This is a genomic window from Paenibacillus sp. HB172176, assembly GCF_011947265.1.
In the GTDB taxonomy this organism is placed as follows: Bacteria; Bacillota; Bacilli; order Paenibacillales; family Paenibacillaceae; genus Pristimantibacillus.
Genome location: NZ_JAATHD010000021.1, coordinates 1 through 19,660, shown reverse-complemented (window position 1 = coordinate 19,660; position 19,660 = coordinate 1). Strand labels below are relative to the sequence as shown.

Annotated in this window: 22 protein-coding genes; 3 read left to right on the top strand and 19 right to left on the bottom strand. The window is 51.7% G+C overall.

The window, feature by feature from the left end:
- Positions 1 to 63: 63 nt before the first annotated feature.
- The 19 genes from HFP08_RS21800 to HFP08_RS21710 form a co-directional block, all read right to left on the bottom strand.
- On the bottom strand, positions 64 to 729 hold the full coding sequence (locus HFP08_RS21800; protein WP_168122736.1) for a CpsD/CapB family tyrosine-protein kinase: 666 nt from the start codon (positions 727 to 729) through the stop codon (positions 64 to 66).
- Positions 719 to 1,474, bottom strand: coding sequence for a YveK family protein (locus tag HFP08_RS21795; RefSeq protein WP_168122735.1), 756 nt, complete (start codon positions 1,472 to 1,474; stop codon positions 719 to 721). The genes HFP08_RS21800 and HFP08_RS21795 overlap by 11 nt, the downstream gene beginning before the upstream one ends.
- Before the next feature lie 102 nt (positions 1,475 to 1,576).
- Entirely contained in the window at positions 1,577 to 1,987 is a 411-nt protein-coding gene (locus tag HFP08_RS21790) for a helix-turn-helix domain-containing protein (RefSeq protein WP_168122734.1), read from the bottom strand.
- A gap of 264 nt (positions 1,988 to 2,251) precedes the next feature.
- Positions 2,252 to 3,118, bottom strand: coding sequence for a 5'-3' exonuclease (locus HFP08_RS21785; RefSeq protein WP_168122733.1), 867 nt, complete (start codon positions 3,116 to 3,118; stop codon positions 2,252 to 2,254).
- A gap of 35 nt (positions 3,119 to 3,153) precedes the next feature.
- Positions 3,154 to 4,377, bottom strand: coding sequence for an aminotransferase class I/II-fold pyridoxal phosphate-dependent enzyme (locus tag HFP08_RS21780; RefSeq protein WP_168122732.1), 1,224 nt, complete (start codon positions 4,375 to 4,377; stop codon positions 3,154 to 3,156).
- Positions 4,378 to 4,749 carry an arsenate reductase family protein gene (locus tag HFP08_RS21775; protein WP_168122731.1) on the bottom strand — a complete coding sequence of 124 codons (372 nt, stop codon included), beginning with the start codon at positions 4,747 to 4,749 and terminating at the stop codon, positions 4,378 to 4,380. It lies immediately after the preceding gene.
- A 23-nt stretch (positions 4,750 to 4,772) separates the two neighbouring features.
- On the bottom strand, positions 4,773 to 5,720 hold the full coding sequence (locus HFP08_RS21770; protein WP_240941712.1) for an RluA family pseudouridine synthase: 948 nt from the start codon (positions 5,718 to 5,720) through the stop codon (positions 4,773 to 4,775).
- Complete coding sequence (locus tag HFP08_RS21765; protein ID WP_168122730.1) at positions 5,717 to 6,292, bottom strand: cob(I)yrinic acid a,c-diamide adenosyltransferase; 576 nt, start codon at positions 6,290 to 6,292, stop codon at positions 5,717 to 5,719. Before HFP08_RS21765 ends, HFP08_RS21770 begins: the two co-directional genes overlap by 4 nt.
- 105 nt (positions 6,293 to 6,397) lie before the next feature.
- The gene (locus HFP08_RS21760) at positions 6,398 to 7,618 is read right to left on the bottom strand and encodes an aminotransferase class I/II-fold pyridoxal phosphate-dependent enzyme (RefSeq protein ID WP_168122729.1); all 1,221 of its coding nucleotides are present in this window, start codon (positions 7,616 to 7,618) and stop codon (positions 6,398 to 6,400) included.
- 17 nt (positions 7,619 to 7,635) lie between these two features.
- Complete coding sequence (locus tag HFP08_RS21755) at positions 7,636 to 8,127, bottom strand: Lrp/AsnC family transcriptional regulator (RefSeq protein WP_168122728.1); 492 nt, start codon at positions 8,125 to 8,127, stop codon at positions 7,636 to 7,638.
- Positions 8,128 to 8,226: 99 nt separating this feature from the next.
- Positions 8,227 to 8,619: a spore coat protein gene (locus HFP08_RS21750; RefSeq protein ID WP_168122727.1), complete on the bottom strand. Its 393-nt coding sequence runs from the start codon at positions 8,617 to 8,619 to the stop codon at positions 8,227 to 8,229.
- Positions 8,620 to 8,682: 63 nt separating this feature from the next.
- A complete protein-coding gene (locus HFP08_RS21745) occupies positions 8,683 to 8,904 on the bottom strand; it encodes a hypothetical protein (RefSeq protein ID WP_168122726.1) in 222 nt (73 codons plus the stop codon).
- A gap of 63 nt (positions 8,905 to 8,967) precedes the next feature.
- Positions 8,968 to 10,152, bottom strand: coding sequence for a Ger(x)C family spore germination protein (locus HFP08_RS21740; RefSeq protein WP_168122725.1), 1,185 nt, complete (start codon positions 10,150 to 10,152; stop codon positions 8,968 to 8,970).
- Positions 10,149 to 11,666, bottom strand: a complete 1,518-nt coding sequence (locus HFP08_RS21735; RefSeq protein WP_168122724.1) for a spore germination protein — start codon at positions 11,664 to 11,666, stop codon at positions 10,149 to 10,151. Before HFP08_RS21735 ends, HFP08_RS21740 begins: the two co-directional genes overlap by 4 nt.
- On the bottom strand, positions 11,650 to 12,738 hold the full coding sequence (locus HFP08_RS21730; RefSeq protein WP_168122723.1) for a GerAB/ArcD/ProY family transporter: 1,089 nt from the start codon (positions 12,736 to 12,738) through the stop codon (positions 11,650 to 11,652). Before HFP08_RS21730 ends, HFP08_RS21735 begins: the two co-directional genes overlap by 17 nt.
- A gap of 69 nt (positions 12,739 to 12,807) precedes the next feature.
- The gene (locus HFP08_RS21725; RefSeq protein WP_240941710.1) at positions 12,808 to 14,013 is read right to left on the bottom strand and encodes an MFS transporter; all 1,206 of its coding nucleotides are present in this window, start codon (positions 14,011 to 14,013) and stop codon (positions 12,808 to 12,810) included.
- Between the two features lie 102 nt (positions 14,014 to 14,115).
- Positions 14,116 to 14,670 (bottom strand): hypothetical protein, encoded by a 555-nt coding sequence (locus HFP08_RS21720; RefSeq protein ID WP_168122721.1) that lies wholly within the window; start codon positions 14,668 to 14,670, stop codon positions 14,116 to 14,118.
- Between the two features lie 123 nt (positions 14,671 to 14,793).
- On the bottom strand, positions 14,794 to 15,216 hold the full coding sequence (locus tag HFP08_RS21715) for a DUF350 domain-containing protein (protein ID WP_168122720.1): 423 nt from the start codon (positions 15,214 to 15,216) through the stop codon (positions 14,794 to 14,796).
- Positions 15,217 to 15,234: 18 nt separating this feature from the next.
- The gene (locus tag HFP08_RS21710) at positions 15,235 to 17,598 is read right to left on the bottom strand and encodes an endonuclease MutS2 (protein ID WP_168122719.1); all 2,364 of its coding nucleotides are present in this window, start codon (positions 17,596 to 17,598) and stop codon (positions 15,235 to 15,237) included.
- A gap of 190 nt (positions 17,599 to 17,788) precedes the next feature.
- Between HFP08_RS21710 and HFP08_RS21705 the strand changes: the two genes are divergently transcribed.
- From HFP08_RS21705 to HFP08_RS21695, 3 genes are all read left to right on the top strand, one after another.
- Complete coding sequence (locus tag HFP08_RS21705) at positions 17,789 to 18,148, top strand: phage holin family protein (protein ID WP_168122718.1); 360 nt, start codon at positions 17,789 to 17,791, stop codon at positions 18,146 to 18,148.
- Positions 18,149 to 18,345: 197 nt separating this feature from the next.
- A complete protein-coding gene (locus tag HFP08_RS21700) occupies positions 18,346 to 18,732 on the top strand; it encodes a cupredoxin domain-containing protein (protein ID WP_168122717.1) in 387 nt (128 codons plus the stop codon).
- A 124-nt stretch (positions 18,733 to 18,856) separates the two neighbouring features.
- On the top strand, positions 18,857 to 19,537 hold the full coding sequence (locus HFP08_RS21695; RefSeq protein WP_168122716.1) for an SDR family NAD(P)-dependent oxidoreductase: 681 nt from the start codon (positions 18,857 to 18,859) through the stop codon (positions 19,535 to 19,537).
- Positions 19,538 to 19,660 lie beyond the last annotated feature (123 nt).

Below are 19,660 nucleotides of genomic sequence, written 5' to 3'. Positions count from 1 at the left end.
AGAAGAAACGACTTCAGCGCATGATGCATTGCCGCCATCGTTTCTTCTGTGAGATTCTCGTATTTAACGTTTCTTCTTATTCAGCAAGGCGCCGATGATGTTCGCTCCAGCGAAGGCAAGTGCTTGCTTGGCTTCAAGCGCCTCAACATGAGTGGATTTGCCGCTGCTGAGTACGAGTACAACGCCATCGCATTTGTTAGCTAACACATTCGTGTCGGGCGCGGTCAGCACGGGCGGGCAATCCATCACAACGCGATCGTATCGGCTCTCGGCAAGCTCGATTAATTCCTTCATAACCTTGGAATCGAGCAAGTCGGTCGTGTTTTGTTGTCTCAGTCCGCTCGTCAGCAGCTCCAGACCTTCAACCTCGGTAAGCTGTATCGCTTCAACCAGACTGAGCTGGTTCGCCAGCACATTGGACAAGCCCGGGGAAGTTTGCGAATTGAAAATCTTGTGAAGCATCGGATTGCGGATATTGATATCGATGAGAAGCACCTTCTCTCCTCTCTGCGCCATGCTCACCGCCAGATTGATTGCCGCCGTAGATTTTCCGTCTCCTTCCGCGGGAGAAGTAACGATGAGCGAACGAAGCGTTCGACCATCGGCAGCGAATTGAATATTGTTGCGAATGGTTCGATATTGCTCCGCGATAGGATTAGACGGATTCATATAAGACACAAGACTTCTATTGACGATTGTCTTGGAGATTTTTGCTCGTTCACGAACCAATGGATTCACCCCTAATGACTGCAGCTTTGGATTTTTTCAATTTCGGCGTAATATGCCTTCTCTTCATTCTGGATACAGCTCCGAGCATGTTCATGCCCAGCAGCTGCTCCACGTCATGCTCGTTGCGAATGGAATCGTCCAGCGACTCCAACAGGAAAGTGAGACTAATGCCAATAATAAGACCGAGCACGAATGCGATATATACGATCGTATTGCTTGTCGTATTGATCGAATTCGGATCCGGCGTCGCCGCGGTCAACAGCCGAATGCCTTGAATATTAAGCATATCCGCCGCCACATTGCGATACACATTAACCGTCTCGTTCGCGATATCCGCCGCTCGATTCGGATTAGAATCGATAACCGTGATGACCGTAATGAGAGACGTATCCACGCTGTCCACCCGCATCATGCTTCTTACCTGTCCGACGGATAAATTAAGCTTCAAATTGTCGATAACCTGATTAATGACGATTGGCTCCCTGACCATCGCTTTGGCGGTTACCATCATGTCATTGTTAACGGCGATCATAATACGCGTTGATGCCGCGTAGACCTGCGGCTCCGGCCTGGAGTTGTACAAATCTCCGAGTATCGTCAAGATCACCGTAATGAGCAGGATTAGCCATAGCCGCTTTTTAATAATTTGGAAGATGGCCTTCACATTAATTTCTTTCTCGCCCATGACCGTTAACTTTTCGTTAAACCGTTTTTCTCCACTTTCGCCGAATCGTTTGTTTTCCATTTCGCACCTACTAACGTTGTTTGTTATAAAGAACAATAACATAAGTTTAGTTCTTTATATAGAACATGTCAATACAATTCGACCATCTTTTTCTCTTTTACGCTAATGATCAATATGCAGAATGATAATATTCGATGTTTTATTCTTGCCATCCTGGGTAATGGTCTTATCTCTATGATCCGCCTTCCACCTGTTGGATCGCACAAGTTCCTTGAGCGCGCGGAAATCTCCCTTGCTCATTCCCTCATCGACAGCATCGCGAATAATAGCATGCCACTCCTCATCGAGAATTTCATCCATATTCGTCTTTGGCGCCAGTTCCTCGCCGAGCAAGAATTCGATATTCGTATCCAAATGATAAGCGATTTTGGCGAGAACTTGAAGAGAGGGATTATTCTGCACATTTCTTTCAATGTAGCTCAAATAAGATTTCGATACGCCGGCCAAATCGGCAAGCTTCGTAATCGAATAGCCTTTCTTTTCCCTTAGCGATTTTATCCGGTCCCCGATCATAGTATTCTCCTTCGGTCAATTTAGATCTATCAGCGAGTGAATAGGATAACCAAAACCCGTCTCATAACATTATAACGTACAATATCTTTATTTTAGTTCTTTAAAGAGAACAGGTCAAGGGCCGATCCCCGTCTTGTTCGATGAAAAAACACTCATTTATTCGTTATATTGAACAATTAAACGCCAGCTTCCTTCTTCTGCCCGACAAAAAAAGGCCTAACTACGCGATTGACAAGCGTAATTAGGCCTTGAAGTCTCAGCTATTTATCCAATTAAAGCAATCAGGCTTCTAAACTCCAATTCCTCGAATTTGCCAAGCACGCTATGACGATCATAACACCAGCTGCAGCTCTCGATTTCAATTTCAAGCGGCGCGTCGCAGCGAATCGTGGCCAGCTCGCGCGACAGGTGAAGCATATCCAGATCCGCTTCGATCTTCGCGCGAATCGTCTTCGATACAAGCTCCAAATTAGCTAATAGTCCGTCAATTGATCCATGCTCCAGTATAAGCTTAAGCGCCGTCTTCTCGCCAATGCCTTTTACGCCGGGATAATTGTCGCTCGTGTCGCCCATTAGTCCCTTCATGTCGATGATCTGCTGCGGCGTCAGCTGCTTCTCTTGAAGCAGGCTTGCGGGAGTATACACCATGTAGTTGCCGATTCCCTTCTTCATAATCGCGACGGAAACGCGATCATCAACGAGCTGCAGCATATCATGATCGCCCGTAACGATAACTACTTCCGCTTCGGACTTGTACATCGAAGCCAAGGTGCCGATGCAATCATCGGCTTCGAAGCCTTCGATTCCGATATTCGGCACATTGAAGCTGGCGACAACCTCCTTCACCAGATCGAATTGCGGAATAAGATCCTGCGGCGCCTCCGGTCTGTTCGATTTGTAGCCGTCATATTGCTCGGTGCGGAAGGTTTTGCTCCCCATATCCCAGCAGCAAATCACATGCGTGGGATTAAAGCGTGAGACAGCATCCATGAAATAACGGACAAAGCCATGAACCGCATTCACCGGCACGCCTGTGCTTGTCCGTCGTATCGAGCCCGTGAACGAGGTAGCGAAATACGCCCGGAACAGAATGGCCATACCATCTACTAACAACAGCCTTGGTTGACTCATTTGATCAACAGCTCCAATCTCATTGTCATCTTTCTCTATCCTATCATAGTCTCGCCGCGAATGAACCTACCGATTCTTGCCGCAGCTTCCAGAAGCCTCTCCTCGGATTCTACCAGCGCGATGCGGACATAGCCTTCGCCCTCTGAACCAAAGGCCTCGCCTGGCACCACTGCGACTCCAGTCTCCTTCAACATTTCCTGGGAAATAAGCCTTGATGTCCAAGGCATCCCCCTGTCCCAAGTCATAGTCGGGAGCTTGGCCCATAGGAACATCGTCGCACGAGGAAGCTCGACCTGCCAGCCTTCTCCTCGCAATGCTTCTACGAAGCGATCTCTTCGTCTCTCATACAACTCTCCCGCGCGCGCATAACGGGCATCGTTCATCGCTTCCTCCAGCGCAGCTATGCCGGCTTCCTGCACCGGTTCGAAAATGCCGTAATCAATGTTGGCCTTAAGCTCGCGCATTGCGCCGACCGCTTTCCGATTGCCGACCATGAAGCCGATTCGGCAACCCGCCATATTAAAGCTCTTCGACAGGGAATGAAATTCGACAGCTTGCTCGAAAGCGCCGCTTACTTGCAGGATGCTGGGAGGCTCGCAGCCGTCGAAGCCCATTTCCGAATAAGCGAGATCATGAACAACGAGCACCTGATATTGACGCGCCTTCTCCAGCAAGCTCTCGAAGAAAGACAAATCCGCAACGGCGGATAACGGGTTGTTGGGATAGTTTAACAAGATGAACTTTGCCTTCTGCCAGCTTTCTTCCGGTATGGCTTCCAGATCGGGCATGTATCCCTTCTCTTCACGAAGCGGCATAAGCACCGGCTGGATCCCCGCCAAGGCAAGCGAAGCGGCATAGATGGGATAGCCTGGATTCGGCAGAAGCACGACATCTCCCTCATCGCATAAAGCAAGAGCCAGATGCGCCAGACCATCCTGCGAGCCTAATAATGGCGTAATCTCGCTTGCGGAATCCGCCTTCACACCGAAGCGATGCAGCATCCAAGCCGCCGCTGACTCGCGGAAGGGCTGTCCGCTCTTTATCGCCGGATAGGCGTAGCTGTCCGATCGCAGCGCAGCATCAGCCAAGACATGGCGCACCCGCTCAGAAGGAGGCTGATCGGGGCTTCCGATGCCAAGATCGATTACGTCGATTCCTTCGGAAATTGCCGCATGCTTCCATGCGGCAACCTCGGAGAAAATCGATGATCCGAGCAATTCCAGTCTCTTCGATCGCCAAGGCTTGTTCGATTTATTCATCTATCGATCTCCGCCCCATACTTGCTCATACTGCTCTTCCTTATACCCGACCGTGACATTCTCCCCGTCTGTCGCAATCGGACGCTTGATCAGCATGCCGTGGGCTGAAAGCAATTCCAGCTTCTCCGCCTCCGTCATTGAAGCCAGCTTGTCCTTCAATCCAAGCTCGCGGTATACCTCGCCGGAGGTGTTGAAAAGTTTCTTGATATCCAGGTTCCCACGCTGAAGCAGCGATTTCAACGTCTCCGCGCTTGGCGTTTGCTCCACGATGTGAATCGGCGTCACCTCGTTTCCTTTTGCCTTGAGCGACTTCACAGCCGCCTTGCAGGTGCTGCATTTCGGATATTCGTAGATCGTTATTCGTCTAGCCATGCTTTTCGCTTCCTTTCCCTTCCTCAGCTTTCTTCTCTAATGACATTTTCGAGCTCGAGCAATTCGGGCGGCAGCGGCGCATGCCATTGAACGGACTTCCCCGTTATGGGATGCCTGAAGCCGAGCGTTTCCGCATGCAGCGCATGCCTGCCTGCCGCATGCTCCCAATCCGCGCGCGCAATTTCCTCCTTGCCGTACAGCTTGTCACCGATTAACGGACAACCGATATGCCTCATATGAACGCGTATCTGATGTGTTCGGCCGGTCTCCAGCTTCAGCTTGACAATCGACGCCGCTCCATCCTTGCGTGAGTATAACGTCTCATAATGCGTAACCGACGGATACCCTGCAGGCGTCACCACGCGCAGATGGCGATTGATTTCGTCCCGATCGATATTCGCGTCAATTGTACCCGCCTCAGGCTCCGGCCTCTCGTACACGTAAGCCCGATAAAGCTTCGTCACCTCGCCCGCTTGCAGTTGCTCGGAGAGCTGTTGATGCACATAGCTCGTCTTCGCGATTGCCACCAATCCCGAGGTCTCCTCATCAAGCCGGTGAATCGGCCTGAACCGGACGCGCTCTCCCCGCTCCTGCCAATGGCGCACGACCCCGTTCGCGAGCGTTCCCGTGTAATGCCCATGCGTTGGATGCACGATCATCCCGGCGGGTTTATTCACAATAAGGAGATCGTCATCCTCGAACATGATTTCAAGCTCCATTGGCTGCGGCAGAATATCCTCTGATTCTTCTCGCAGCATACGCAATCGAATGACGTCGCCAGTCGCGACAGGTGCAGTCGTGTAGACGCGTCGCTCGTTCACCGTTAAGCCATGCTCGGTCAGCTTCACCTGCGAGAGCAGCTTGCGCGATACGCCCAAATGCTTCTGCAGCACCTTTCTCGTCTCTTTGCCATGATCCTCTTCCGTCACCACTATTTCAAGGGGCTTATAATAATGCTCATCGATCATCATCCTTTGTCCCGCTTCCGGAACACCTCCGCGCTTCGAATATATTCCGTATCCGGAACATTCAATCTGGCATTCGCCAATCTGGCCGCCGCGAAGAAGAAATCCGACAAGCGGTTCACATAGACGAGCACCTCCGGATTTTTGTCATGCTCATCCATCATGGTCACGATCGCTCTCTCCGCTCTCCGGCATACCGTACGGCATACATGAAGCATGGACGAGACGGAGCTTCCACCCGGCAAAATAAATTTCGTGATTTCAGGCGCTTCATTCGTGTACTCATCCATGGAACGCTCCAGTCTCAGGGCGGGTTCCGCATTAATCTTGAGCGGCGCTCCCTCCTGCGAATAGGCAAGATCGGAGCCGCAATCGAACAGCTCCTGCTGAATCTCGATCAATTGTTCAGCAAGCGCGGAAAGCGCCTCATGCTTGGCAGCCTCCGCAGCGGCAAGGCCGACAAAGCTGTTCAGCTCATCCAGCGTTCCATACGCCTCAACCCGCGAATCATCCTTTCGGACTCTGCCGCCAATCAGCGACGTTTGCCCCTTGTCTCCTGATTTCGTATATAATCGCATTCTTATTCTCCTTTCCAGACCAAAAATCAGCAGGCCCGAAGATCATCTCTTCTGACCTGCTGAGCGCTTCATACATTATTTCCCGTGCCTTTGTCACCCTGCATATTATTCCGCGATCTTCACCTTATGAACAAACTCCCCAATTCGATCAAGCGCCTCCGTAAGCTGTGTCACCGAGGTGGCGTAGGAGCAGCGAAGGTAGCCTTCGCCTCCACGCCCGAACACATTGCCGGGCACGGCCGCCACGCCAGCCTCCTCGAGCAATCTCTGCGCGAACTCTTCGCTGCTCAGCCCCGTGGAAGCCACGGACGGGAACGCATAGAACGCGCCTTGCGGCTCATGGCATTCTAGTCCGATATCGCGAAAGCCCTTCACGACCAGCCTGCGTCGCTGGTTATAAGACTCGACCATGCGATCCTTCTCTTCAAGGCCGTTCTGCAGCGCTTCAAGAGCGGCGTACTGCGACATGATCGGAGCGCACATCACCGTGTATTGATGAATTTTGAGCATCGCTCCGATAATATCCGAATGACCGCATGCGTACCCCATGCGCCAGCCCGTCATCGCGAACGCCTTGGAGAAGCCGCTGACAAGAATGGTCCGGTCCTTCATGCCCGGCATAGCCGCGAAGCTGACATGCTTGCCGCCGTAGGACAGCTCGGCATAGATTTCGTCGGAGATGACGATGAGATCGTTCTCTTCCACGACCTTCGCGATCGGCAGCCAATCCTCGTAGGTCATGATGCCTCCGGTTGGATTGCTTGGATAACAAAGAATGAGGACCTTCGATTTCGGCGTAATGGCCGCCTGCAGCGCATCCGCCCGCAGCTTGAATTGATCCGCTGCGAATGTCTCGATGCCCACGGCCACGCCTCCGCTGAGCGAGGTGATCGGCGAGTAGGAGATATAACAAGGCTCCGGGATCATAATCTCGTCTCCCGGCATAATCAGCGCCCGCAGCGCCAGATCGATCGCTTCGCTGCCGCCTACCGTTACAAGAATTTCATTCGCAGGATTATATTCGGTACGGAACGAATCATTCAGATATTGGCCGATCGCTTCCCGCAGCTCCGGCATGCCCGAATTGGATGTATACTGCGTCTTGCCCATCTCCAGAGCATACACCGCAGCCTCGCGTACATGCCAAGGCGTCACGAAATCCGGCTCGCCGACGCCTAGCGTAATAACATCCTTGCGCGAGCTTACCAAATCAAAAAACCGACGGATACCCGACGGTTTGATGCCTCTGGCAAGCGGAGACAAATAATCAGCCATCGAAACCTGCTTCGAATCTGTCGATATTTCTTTCGATGTTTCTTTAATCATCACCGTCACCCTTTGTTTTACGGCGATACCATCAAGCGATGATCACCTTCATGCTCCTCGAAGATGTTGCCGTCCTGTTTGTATTTTTTCAATATAAAAAAGGTCTTCGTCGACAATACCGCGTCAATCGGGGAAAGACGGTTGGACACAAAGGAGGCGACCTCCTTCAAGGTTTTCCCTTCGACCTCGACAAGCAAATCGTAAGCGCCGGACATGAGATAGACCGATTTCACTTCGGGATACAAATAGATTCGTTCGGCAATGCCGTCGAAGCCCCTGCCGCGTTCCGGCGTAATCTGAACTTCGATAAGCGCGGTAACCTTCTCGTCATCCACCTTGCTCCAGTTCACGACTGTCGCGTATTTCACAATAATATGCTCTTGCTCCAGCTCGGCAATTGCTGCTTTGACTTTCTCTACGTCTTCTCCAAGCATCGTCGCAATCAGCTCGGCATCTCTCCGGGCGTCTTCCTTCAGAAGCTCCAATACCTTCCATTGCAAATCGCTCATCTTATGACTCCTTCCAGCTCGCCTGCAGTTATAAAGCATATTTTACAAGATATACGGCGTTCCTGCAAAGAAAAAAAGAAAAAGACCCTTGAAGGGTCTTTACATGTAATAAGGCTGATGATTCGGCTGTGCATGCTGCGGTTGCTGATGCATCGGCGTATACATCGTTTGCGGCTGTCCACCAAGCTTCTGCTGGAGCATTTGCTGTGTTTTCTGCTGCGTCTGCTTATTCTGCTTCGCTTGCTTCTCCAGCTCTTGCTTCAAGGCCGGCGAAGCCGGCTGGTACATATTGCATTGCTGCATCGCTTGGAACAACTGACCTTGCATCGCAAGCGAATTGTTCAGAAGCTTCGTGAACAGCTGACGGATATCCGGACAAGTCGACTCCGTTGCCGCCGTAGCGTATTCGCGCACAACGCGCTTCAGATCGCATAGAACCGTTGTGGCCCAATCTTCCTCGCTAAGGATTGATTGTGATTGCTGCTGATACATCGTATTCCCTCCAAAAAATAATATGGTTTTGCCTTTTGTCTTGCGTACGGTTCGTGAACAGACTTATTGCTGAGGCTGCATCGGCGCTAATTGTTGATGATGCGTTACCGCATGCATGAGTGAATCATAATGCTGTTGATGCATTTGAAGCATGCTGTTGCAGCAGTTCTTGATTTCGGGATGCGTTGACATCGCAATCAGGGAAGCGCATTGCTTCATTAATAGATCCTCGTTGGACATCGAGTCCACGATATACTCCAATTCCTTCGCTGTCATAGGCTGCATTTCTATCTCTCCTTCCAACCAATAGATGTGACGCCTCCTCTATTATGAGCATTTCATTTGAAATTATGTATTATTCTTCAATTCCAATTTTCCGGAATTCGTCAGATCCAATTTCGTCTCGACCTTAAGCATGCCTTCCTCTGGCTTCCAATTCCGATCCAACATATTAGATCCCCAATAGCCGTTATGGTAGCGATAGATATGATGCTCCAGATTAAGCAAATCAAGCCCCTTCTCCACGCCTAGCCCATAAGCCGACATGATCTCTTCCGCAATCTTCCGCTCGACGATCGCAACGATCCTATCCTTCCCCATCGCGCTGCCCATCTCGATAATATGGCCGGTAACCTTCACTTTCAAGCGAAAACGGCATTCCTCTCCCTCCAGTAATGCGTGCAGTTTATAATCGGCATTCGTAATGGAAACGGTAGCGCTATTGCCTTCCTCCGACGCCTCAATCATCGCTGCTTTAAAATCTCGATTTAACCATCTAAGACCGATGATTTCGTCGTATTGAAGCTGACCCAGAAAACGAAAATCCTTGAATACAAATGAACCTTTTACGATTTCCGTATTCATCGTTTTCTTCACTTTCTTCCAATAAGACGAAGTAATGCCGATTACGGGCAGCAATGTGGTCATGGCCGGCTCCTTCAGCAATTGAACGGCCGATTGCATCTTTAGCGACTTCACGAACGAATTATGACGTTCCTGAGAAGACGGAAGATAGAGAACGCTGTTAAGCGGCGATTGATCGAAGAAGTTGTCCGTGGTGAACAACTCCTCAATAGGCACCGTCGTGCCAAAGAACATCGCAGTATAGCGCGACGCCCGGTGCCGATTCAAGCCATCCAATACGTCGCCGATTTTCGATAACGCTCTTTTATGAATCACGATAGTCTTCAGATGCTCCAAATTCAACGTTGAATAAGAAGCTCTGCCCAAATCGCTGTAAGCAAGAAGCACCGAGTTGCCCTCGCCCTTGCCGATCCACAGCTCTTGCGGCTTGGAGGGCGAATCCGTCTTCGCGATTTCCGTGAAATTGATCATTTGGGCATAGAGCACATACTTGTCGTCCTTGAAATCAATGCCGAGCGCGGAGATATAGCCGACATCCTGCAAGATCACTTCATCCCAGCAAGCCGAGAGTGCCGCGCATAATGCCACAGAGAGAATTCCTCTGATCCATCTTCCGGCCCGCAGCCTCGGAAGAAACAATCCTCGGCGTCTTCTGCTCCCTTCCCTCATGGCTTTCTCCTCCTGCTCGTGTGCTTGATCCATGGCTTCTGCATGAGAGCGGCAACGATATCCTTGGGCCGAAGCGGCGCGAGCGGCTCCATATAGGACATGCCGAACGATTCAAGCGAGCAGAGATAGATCAGCAAGCCGAACATGCTGACGAAGAAGCCGTACATTCCGAATATGGACGAGCAAAGCAAAATGACAAACCGAAATAAGCTGACGGCTCCCACCAGAGATTGATTGACCAGCGTGAAGGTAGCGACAGCCGCAACCGCCGCAACCACAAGCATGGTCGGAGATGTTAAGCCCGCCTCAATTGCAGCTTCTCCGATAATCAGACCCCCAACCACGGATACGGTTTGACCGACCGGTCTGGGCAGACGAACGCCCGCTTCGCGGAACACCTCGAACAGAACCATCATCATCATCATCTCCATCGTCGCAGACAGAGGCAGTCCAATCCTGGAAATCGTAATCGTCGCAAGCAAATTGAATGGAATCTGATCCGTGTTATAGGAGCATAACGCGATCCAGAAGCCCGGGAGAAACAAGGCGAGCATGAGACCCAGTATGCGCAAAATTCTCTCCAGCGTAACAAAATAATAAGGCAAATGCGCATCCTCGGGCGATTTGACGAGCAGCGACAAGTTTCCCGGAGCGATCAACGCCGCTGGAGAGCCGTCCACCAAAATCGCGATCCTGCCTTTCATGACCGATTGCACCACATAATCCGGTCTGCCGACATAATCAATTAACGGAAATAAAGCCGCAGGCTGGTCCGCCAATCGCTCCTCAAGCTCCCCCGCTCCGTTCAATGACGGAACATGGATGCCGCGCAGCCTTCTTCTTGCTTCCTCCACAAGCTCCGGCCTTGCCTGATCATGCATATGCATAAGCACGACCTCTGTCTGCGTGTCGGTGCCCAGCTTGTAATATTCCACATGCAGATTGGGGGATCGCATTCTTCTTCGGACCAACGCGACATTGACGGACAACTGCTCGATAAAGCCGTCGCGGGGACCTTTGAGCGACAGCTCCATCGTCGACTCTTCGGGTTTCCTTGCGGGTTGATTGGCGATATTGTACTCATAGAATCCTTGAACGTTAGAGAATACGAGAATAACGCTTCCCGAGAACAGCCTTGCGAAGATATGTTCGCTCTTATCCGCGTCTAAATGAAGAAAGCTGTTGCCAAGCTGCGAGTCCGCATGATTCTCTTCCCGATTCGTCCCCCCTTCCTCTTGATCTCTGATGCGAGACTGATGTTCAATCGTCCAGTTCTCCAGCATGGGAATCAGATTCATATGAAACATGGAGCTGTCGACAAGACCGTCGCAATAGTATAGCGCGACCTTCCCTTGCTCCGATTCGTTGCCCAAGACAACATGGCGCTCCAGCACATCGCCGCAATGGCGAATTCGCTCCTTGAATGTCTCTAAAGTCAGGCGTTCATGCAACGCGTCCGAATTATCAGACTGCACCTCCTGATCCAGCTTGATCGTATTACCCGACACCTCCATCCCTCCTCTTCAAGAAGCTGGATCCGTACAGCAAAACGATAATGAACATCATGATGACGCCCGTATATTGAAAGCTGTATTTCAATATTTTGCCGTAATGGAACATGTCGTGGTTGAAGTAATTCGCATGCGCCGCCAATAAGACGGAGAGGATGCTGTAGCCGATCCATTTGCGCTTCAGTCGATGTATGGGCGTGTATTCCACTACAATATAGAGTGACAGAGACAATCGGATAAGCGCGCCGGATAACCATTGATAGATGGCGAAAAAATCTACATGCTCGAAATATCGTCCGATGTTGACCAGCCTCCATTGCGCAAAAGCCGGATAAACCATCTTCTCCGATTCTTCGACTCCGAACTGCGTTATCGCTCCAATAATCGGACTAATGGCAAGCAACGCAAGGAATAATACAAGCGCAATCAAATGCCAACGTTTGAAGCTCTTTTTCAGATGATGTTGAATGAGCAACAGCGCAAAGAGCTCGCTGAAGGCTGTCAATGCGCTGGTAACCGCTGTGAAGACAGGCGATAAGCCGTGCTCCATTACAGGAAGCAAATAGCGGTAATCCTTGTGCGGCATATTCGCCGAAAGCACAAAATCGCCCATCAGCACAACAGGCGGCAGAATGAGGCAGCTGACATAGGCAATGGTTCGCAAGCCTTTGCTGGCGGCAAATACGCATAGACCAAGGAAGACGATTATAATGGGCAAAGCAGGAGTGTTCGGCAAATAAGTCGTGCCCGTCCAGGAAGTTGTGATGATCAACGTTTCCGAACCGATTAACAGCGTTATCGTAATTAAAATGAACATAACTACATTGACGATCAACGGATGAATTCTTTCCTTCAGCCAATGATCCAGCCTCTTGTGATTGAGCTTCTTCAAGAGCTGGAATAAGGGAATTGCCGTCCAGGGAAGAGCGACGATTAACGCGGCAAGAACCGCAATCCATGCATCGCGATGCGCATATTCCAGAACGATCGGCACAATTAATACATGATTAATCAAGCCGACGGATAAAATCATCATTGCAAGAGCCGGAAAAATGCCAAACGGCTTTATTTTCATAGACAATCACTTCCTCACAACCAAAGGTTGCCCAGAAGTGATTGTCCAAATTCATGATTTACAGGAATTTTATGCTTGTTTGGCCAGAAATGGCCGCATGAGCCACCAGCCCGTGATCGGCACTGCGCCTACGACGAGCATTAGCCAGGTAATTGCAAGAGCAGAATCATGCCGGGGCAGTACGATGAGATAAGAAGCCAAGCCTATCGTTCGACCCGTCGTCAAGGCGAGCTCCCGCATGACGACGAACTCTTCTCGTTTCTCCGCGCTCTCCTTCGACTGTCCGATGAGATCGAATACTCTGGAGGTCATCGGAATGATGTAGAGCGGCAGAAACAACGAAGTTCCGATACCGAACATGACCAAGGTCGAGTAATGAATGCCCCAGAACAATGGCAAGATGACAATAGCTATCATCACGGTCCCGATGAGCATGGCGGGTCCGCGAAAGCTCTTCTTCATCCATTTGCCCGCCGCCCAGAAACTGATTAGCGCGACAAGCGAGGTAATCAGCGAGAACATGCCGAGTTTATTCTCATCCCTGGTCGCAATATAGACCGTCAATCCGACAAGAAACATAAAAACGCCTTCCCTGACGCCTTGAGCGACAATCGCCCCGAACATTCTGCGCCAGGGATCATGCTTCTTGCGAAGCTGAGATATCGTATGACTCCAGTTGTAATGGCCGTGACCCTTGCGTTTCTTGAGCCAGAAGCTCAGAATGACGCTGATTCCGAAGATGATAAGCGAGAGCGTGAAAATCAATCGATAACCGTGCTGCCCCTTCAGCGTCGTAATGAGTATGCCCGATATCCACGGCGCGAATATTCCCGCCGCCGACCCGAGCAAGCCTGCCCAGCCATTGTATTTGTCGCGTGTTTCCGGTTCCGTAATTTCGAAATAAACCACATTGAAGGCGATCCAGAAAAAGCCTCCGGCGATCCCGTTCAGGATGCCCAGAGGCACAGCAAAGCTTTGCGCATTCTCGCCGAGAGCCAGCACAAAGCAATAGAAAACGCCCGATAACCCGATTCCGATTCTTAGGGCGTTCATTTTGTTGCGTTCCTTGACCCACTTGCCCGCGATCCAGAAAGTAAGACCGCTAAGCAAGTATTGAGACAACGTAAACCAGCCGATCACCATGTAAGAGCCGCTTGCCTTCCATAGATAAACGGGCAGAAAGGTGCCCGACAGCGCATTGGCTACGCCGAATAAAGCCTGAACAATTAAGAGTAGAATGGATTGCTTGTCCAGCTTGTCCGATTTCTGTTCCAAAACAATTCCCCCAATCAAGCTCCGCGAGGGAGCATAGAAACATGTTTTGTAACATACCCAGAAATACGGAAGCCCATGCCCGCCCATTATTGGAAAAGCTCTCTATTCAGCCTGGGATGCAAGCCGGTCTATCAACGCCTTGCGATCGTTGGCGCTCAGGATGGACGAGGTTTGGAAGCAGGAAGGACAGATGTACAGCGTTGTTCGAACGGGAAGGTCGACGAGAGGCTTCCCTATTGCCGAGTGAATTTTTGCTTGAAAGCTTTCTCCCACAGCATTCTGCGAGCCGGCTTCGAGCATATATTCGCGGCATGAAGGACATTCCGGAGCCTCCTCCTGACTGTCAATCATGCGCTGAATGACGCTTTCGGCCGCAAGCATGCTTAGATTCGCGCCTCGAAAACCCAGATCCTCTTCCTCCTCCTCTTCCTCTGCTTCGTCCCAGTTGTCTTGCTCATTGTCTTCAGCCCATGCAGGCGCTTTGCCGATCTCAGTGGAAGCGGTTTTCGCATTCTGATCCTCTGAATCCAGTCCAATCTCCAGCGTACGATAGCCGCCAAGCTCATTCTCGCAATGCGGACAACGGGATTCCGGTCCGATCTCTGCATCCCATATAATTTCATTGAAGCACCATTGACAAATTTGACTTTCCTCCATGAAGGCTCCTCCTTTTATTTATAAATTAAGTGTTCATGACATAGACAACGCCTACTGCGATGAATAGAATCGCGATAACGAGCAGCGTACTCCATAGATATTTCATCTCTTCTGCCTCCTGCCTTACATTATTACAGTTGCGCCTATCACATAAGACAAGGATACCGAAATAATCATCGCGATCATGCCGACGGCACGATTGTCTTTCGCAATTTCATCATCAATTCGAAAGACGGGCGTAAGAAATTCAAACAGAAAATAAGCGATCAGCAGCACGACGAACCCGAATGCGCCCCAAAGAAGACTTTGATAGATGGAATCATGCGCTTCCACCGAAAACCGGAATATGTTGCATATTCCGAATATTTTGCCGCATGTCGCCATCGCAACCGCCAAATTCCCCTTCTTGATCTCATCCCAGCAACGATACTTCGTAACCAGCTCGAAGATCGACAGGAATACAACCAGCGACAATACCGTAACCGACACGAAAACGAGCGAAGACGCATAGGCGTTGTCGAGCAGCTTGTCAATTTCGGAATCCATGCCGCGCACCTCCCCTTCTTAATTCAATTCGGCGACCGTTACGCCGATGCCGCCTTCGCCGTAATTGCCGTTGCGATAGCTCTTCACATGCGAATGCTTGCGCAAATATTGCTGAATGCCCGTGCGAAGCACACCCGTTCCCTTGCCGTGAATGATATAAACTTGGCCAAATCCGGACAGGAACGATTCGTCGAGGAAGCGATCGACCTCCATGATGGCTTCCTCCAGGCTCTCTCCGCGCAAATCCAGCTCCATCCGCACGCTGTCGTCCCGCGTGCGCTGTACGGTAGCCGCTTGCTTCGGCTGCTTCGGCAACGGCGTATTCGCCTTGATCAGCTCCAAGTCGGCAAGCGCGACTTTCATCTTCATAATACCTAACTGAACCGTCGCATCGGAGCCGTGCAGCTCCACAACCAAGCCTTTCTGATTCAGGCTGTACACCATAACCTCGTCGCCGGGTTCGATTTTTTCCGGCTTCTTCGCCGCTCCAGTCCGACTTCTTTTCGCTTGCTGCTGCTGGGGAGAAGCTTCCTCAAGCTTGCGTTTCGCCTCAATAAGCTTATGCTCCTTCACGGAGGCGCCTTCCTCCAAAGCCAGCTTTCTGAGATCGGCGATGATCTGCTCCGCTTCGCGCTTCGCCTTCGCGACCGTCTCCCTCGCTTCTTCTCTTGCCTTGTTCAACAGCTTCTCCTTCTGCTCTTCGAACCGTTCCCGATCCGCATCATATTTCAAGCGTTGCTGCTCGATCTGCTTGCGCAGCGTCTCGGCGGTCTGTCTCTCCGATTCCGCGCTGATCCGATTCTCTTCCAGAGACGCGATCATATTCTCCACGCGAAGATCCTCCGCGCTGACCTCGCCGCGAGCATGCTCGATAATAGCCCGTTCCAGGCCAAGACGCTCCGCTATGGCGAACGCGTTGCTCCGTCCCGGCACGCCGACCAGCAAGCGGTAAGTCGGACTTAGCGTTGCCACGTCGAATTCCATGCTTGCGTTGATTACGCCTTTGCGATTATAAGCATAAGCCTTGAGCTCGCTATAGTGCGTCGTCGCCACGATCCGGCAGCCTCTCGCATGCATATGCTCGAGAATGGCGATTGCAAGCGCGGAGCCCTCGGCGGGATCGGTACCCGCTCCAAGCTCGTCGAGCAGGACAAGACTCTTCGCCGTCATCGTGCCGAGTATGCGGATAATATTCGTCAGATGGCTGGAGAACGTGCTGAGGCTCTGTTCAATGCTCTGCTCATCGCCGATATCCGCATAGAGCGCGTCGAAGACGCATAACTGGCTGCCTTCCTCTGCAGGTACGAACAGCCCCGACATCGCCATCAGACTGAGCAAGCCGATCGTCTTGAGCGACACCGTCTTGCCGCCGGTATTCGGCCCCGTTACGATAATGGCCGTAAACGAATTGCCCAGCTCTACATCCAGCGGCACGACCTGATCACGGGCAATGAGCGGATGCCTGCCCCGCTTCAGCTTCAGAAAGCCCCGATCGTTCATCTTCGGCTGCGTCGCCTTCATCTCATGGGCCAGCCTTGCTTTCGCAAAGGCGAAATCGAGCGCGCCGAGAATATCCTGATTCGATAGAAGCTCTTCAACGAACTCCGCGGCCGCTGCTGTCAGCTTTTGCAAAATTCGCTCAATCTCGCGCTGCTCCGCCGCCTTCGTCTCACGCAGCCGATTGTTCATCGCCACGATCGCCTCGGGCTCGATGAACAGCGTGGCGCCCGACCCGGATTGATCATGCACGATGCCGCCGAAGCTCGAACGGTACTCCTGCTTCACGGGAATGACGTAGCGATCGTTGCGCAGCGTAATAATCGCGTCCTGCAGCATCTTCTGAACGGAGGAAGAACGAATCATCCCCTCCAGCTTCTCCCGGATGCGGCCTTCGCCTGAGCGAAGCTCCCTGCGTATCGCCGCTAGCTCGGGACTCGCGCTGTCGAGTACCTCAGCCTGATCGTCGATGCAGGCGAAGATCGCGTCCTCAAGCGATTTATGCTCGCTGATGAGCTCGGCCTGACGATGCAAGGCGGGAAGCGGATGCTCGTCGTGGATATCGGCGATATGCTTCTTCACGCGCCTGCCCCCTCTGGAAGAAAGCGCGATTTCGAGCAGCTCGGCCGGATTCAGCGTGCCGCCGATTCTGGCGCGATGCATCGCGGCTGATATGTCCGCGATGCCCGCGAAAGGCGCGCTTCCCTTCAAGCGATCAGCAGAATAAGCTTCGTCCGTAATTTGCAGCAGCGACTTGACTTCCTCCAGTCCGGAATGCGGCCGCAGCTCCTCGACAAGCGCCTTGCCCATTATCGTCGCCGCATGCTGCGACAATCTATGTATAATTTTCGGAAATTCAAGTGTGGTTAATATTTTGGCGTCCAACGCTCTGCACCCCTCTCGATTTTATATTATAACATTAGCTTCAGGCGCGATGCACGAAAAGACCACTTTAAACAAAGTCGCCCCATACATAATTGCTTTTCAATATGGCAATTCTAGATATGAATCAAGCTACACTTCCCATGATCAAGCTTCAACACAAGTTCCACCATATCTTAAGGAGGACTGCCATATGAATTTTCTAGGCCATGTCGTTCGATTTATCGTATCTGCTTTGGTATTAATGGTTGTAGGCTGGATCGTGCCGCAATTCAGCGTCGGCGGCTTCTGGAGCGCATTGTTCCTGGCCCTTGTCATAGCCGTGCTGGGCTGGATCGTTGAAGGCGTGTTCGGCAAGAAGGTTACGCCGTTCGGGCGCGGCATCGTCGGTTTCATCGCCAGCGCCGCGGTCATCTGGGTTGCCCAATTCGTCGTTGGCAATGTCGAGGTGACTTGGCTCGGCGCCATTCTTGCTGCGCTTGTTATCGGGATTATTGACCTGTTCATCCCGGTCAGCACGCCGTACGAAGCCGGAAGACGTCATGACGACTGAGCTTAGCGAAGCGCGGTGAATCGCCCTTCTCTTCGGACGGATAGCCCTTGCTTGCCTTCACCGGCCGTAAGGGCTATTCACGTTCTCCAGATTGTCATCACTTTGCCATGATGTTGTCCATAACTCATCATCATTTTTTATTGATTTGCGTTACAATATGGAAGAAAAAGCATTCGAAATCGAAAGGGGAACTTTTTATGAAAAAATGGATTCTGCTGGCTGTCGTCGCATGCTTCGCCTTCGCCCTGGCGGCATGCGGCGCTAACGCGAACAACACTAGCGAGGCAACGAGCGGCGAAGCCAGCCTGGACGCCGCTGCGGCCGATTCGGAGTTGGTCGTGAAAGCGTCCTCGTGGGAATTCGACAAGAAGGAATATCGGATCAAAGCCGGCGAGACCGTTAACTTGACGTTGAAATCGGTCGGCGGCGTACATGGCGTTGGCATCGTGGGCACTGATTACAAGCTTACCGGGAAAGGCACGATTCCAGTAAAATTCGACGAACCGGGCAGCTATGACATGATTTGCAACGTTCCTTGCGGAGGCGGACATTCAACCATGAAAGCAAAGCTTATCGTCGAATAAGGGGGAATAGGAGCTATTAGAATTTCTGACGGGAAAGCCAAAAAATTCTGATAGCTCGTTCTCTTCCAAAGCTCAGTCGGCTCTGCTAAGATATTCCCATCACCAATTGAGTGGGGGAATGAGAATGGGTGCATTGGATCATCGCGTCGTTATGATCAGCGGTGCCGGATCGGGACTTGGCCGAGCGGCGGCGCTTGCTTTCTCTGCCGAGGGAGCCGAAGTCGTCTTGCTCGGCAGACGTTTGTCCAGACTGGAGCAAACCGCAGATGAAATCGCCGATCAGACGGGAAGACTGGCGCTTTGCCTGCAAGCGGATGTTGCCGACGAAGCTCAGACCATCGCCGCCGTCGAAGCGGCTCTGAAGCATTGGGGCAGAATCGATGTCCTGCTGAATAATGCCGCCGTTCTCGAAACGGCTTCCATAAGCGAATTAACGGCCGAGGTATGGAACAATCAGATCGCTACGAACTTAACCGGTCCCTTCCTGCTTTCGAAGGCCGTTCTGCCCTCCATGCGAGACAACCGCTACGGCAGAATTATTAATATTACATCCAGCTTATCCCGTAACGGCGCCGGCGGCTATGCGGCTTATGCGGCGGCCAAGGCGGGACTCGAATCGCTCACCCGGTCTCTCGCCGACGAGGAGCATGAGCACGGTATCCTCGTCAATCTGTACAATCCGGGGAGCCTGCGCACAGAGATGCATGCGATTGGCAAGGACCCTTCTGTCGTGACGCCGGATCTTGTGCGGCTCGCCAGCCTCTCGTTCGGCGGCCCTACGGGGACGATTCATTCCTATGGGTGAGCACGCTCGTGACGGAGCGGCGTCATGAATGTTTAATACGAAAATAAATGCTGCATAATGGATGGTATGGTGGTTACGAGCAAAAAAAAGCCCCACCTCCCGAAAATCTGATGTTTCAAAAAA

Coding starts and splice junctions, on each gene's coding strand:
- HFP08_RS21755 (WP_168122728.1), bottom strand. CDS start 8,127: ATGAGCGATTTGCAATGGAAGGTATTGGAGCTTCTGAAGGAAGACGCC.
- HFP08_RS21785 (WP_168122733.1), bottom strand. CDS start 3,118: ATGAGTCAACCAAGGCTGTTGTTAGTAGATGGTATGGCCATTCTGTTC.
- HFP08_RS21795 (WP_168122735.1), bottom strand. CDS start 1,474: ATGGAAAACAAACGATTCGGCGAAAGTGGAGAAAAACGGTTTAACGAA.
- HFP08_RS21760 (WP_168122729.1), bottom strand. CDS start 7,618: ATGATTAAAGAAACATCGAAAGAAATATCGACAGATTCGAAGCAGGTT.
- HFP08_RS21695 (WP_168122716.1), top strand. CDS start 18,857: ATGGGTGCATTGGATCATCGCGTCGTTATGATCAGCGGTGCCGGATCG.
- HFP08_RS21780 (WP_168122732.1), bottom strand. CDS start 4,377: ATGAATAAATCGAACAAGCCTTGGCGATCGAAGAGACTGGAATTGCTC.
- HFP08_RS21790 (WP_168122734.1), bottom strand. CDS start 1,987: ATGATCGGGGACCGGATAAAATCGCTAAGGGAAAAGAAAGGCTATTCG.
- HFP08_RS21745 (WP_168122726.1), bottom strand. CDS start 8,904: ATGCAGCCTATGACAGCGAAGGAATTGGAGTATATCGTGGACTCGATG.
- HFP08_RS21705 (WP_168122718.1), top strand. CDS start 17,789: ATGAATTTTCTAGGCCATGTCGTTCGATTTATCGTATCTGCTTTGGTA.
- HFP08_RS21735 (WP_168122724.1), bottom strand. CDS start 11,666: ATGGAGGTGTCGGGTAATACGATCAAGCTGGATCAGGAGGTGCAGTCT.
- HFP08_RS21770 (WP_240941712.1), bottom strand. CDS start 5,720: ATGATGATCGATGAGCATTATTATAAGCCCCTTGAAATAGTGGTGACG.
- HFP08_RS21720 (WP_168122721.1), bottom strand. CDS start 14,670: ATGGAGGAAAGTCAAATTTGTCAATGGTGCTTCAATGAAATTATATGG.
- HFP08_RS21750 (WP_168122727.1), bottom strand. CDS start 8,619: ATGTATCAGCAGCAATCACAATCAATCCTTAGCGAGGAAGATTGGGCC.
- HFP08_RS21740 (WP_168122725.1), bottom strand. CDS start 10,152: ATGAGGGAAGGGAGCAGAAGACGCCGAGGATTGTTTCTTCCGAGGCTG.
- HFP08_RS21765 (WP_168122730.1), bottom strand. CDS start 6,292: ATGCGATTATATACGAAATCAGGAGACAAGGGGCAAACGTCGCTGATT.
- HFP08_RS21775 (WP_168122731.1), bottom strand. CDS start 4,749: ATGGCTAGACGAATAACGATCTACGAATATCCGAAATGCAGCACCTGC.
- HFP08_RS21700 (WP_168122717.1), top strand. CDS start 18,346: ATGAAAAAATGGATTCTGCTGGCTGTCGTCGCATGCTTCGCCTTCGCC.
- HFP08_RS21730 (WP_168122723.1), bottom strand. CDS start 12,738: ATGAAAATAAAGCCGTTTGGCATTTTTCCGGCTCTTGCAATGATGATT.
- HFP08_RS21715 (WP_168122720.1), bottom strand. CDS start 15,216: ATGGATTCCGAAATTGACAAGCTGCTCGACAACGCCTATGCGTCTTCG.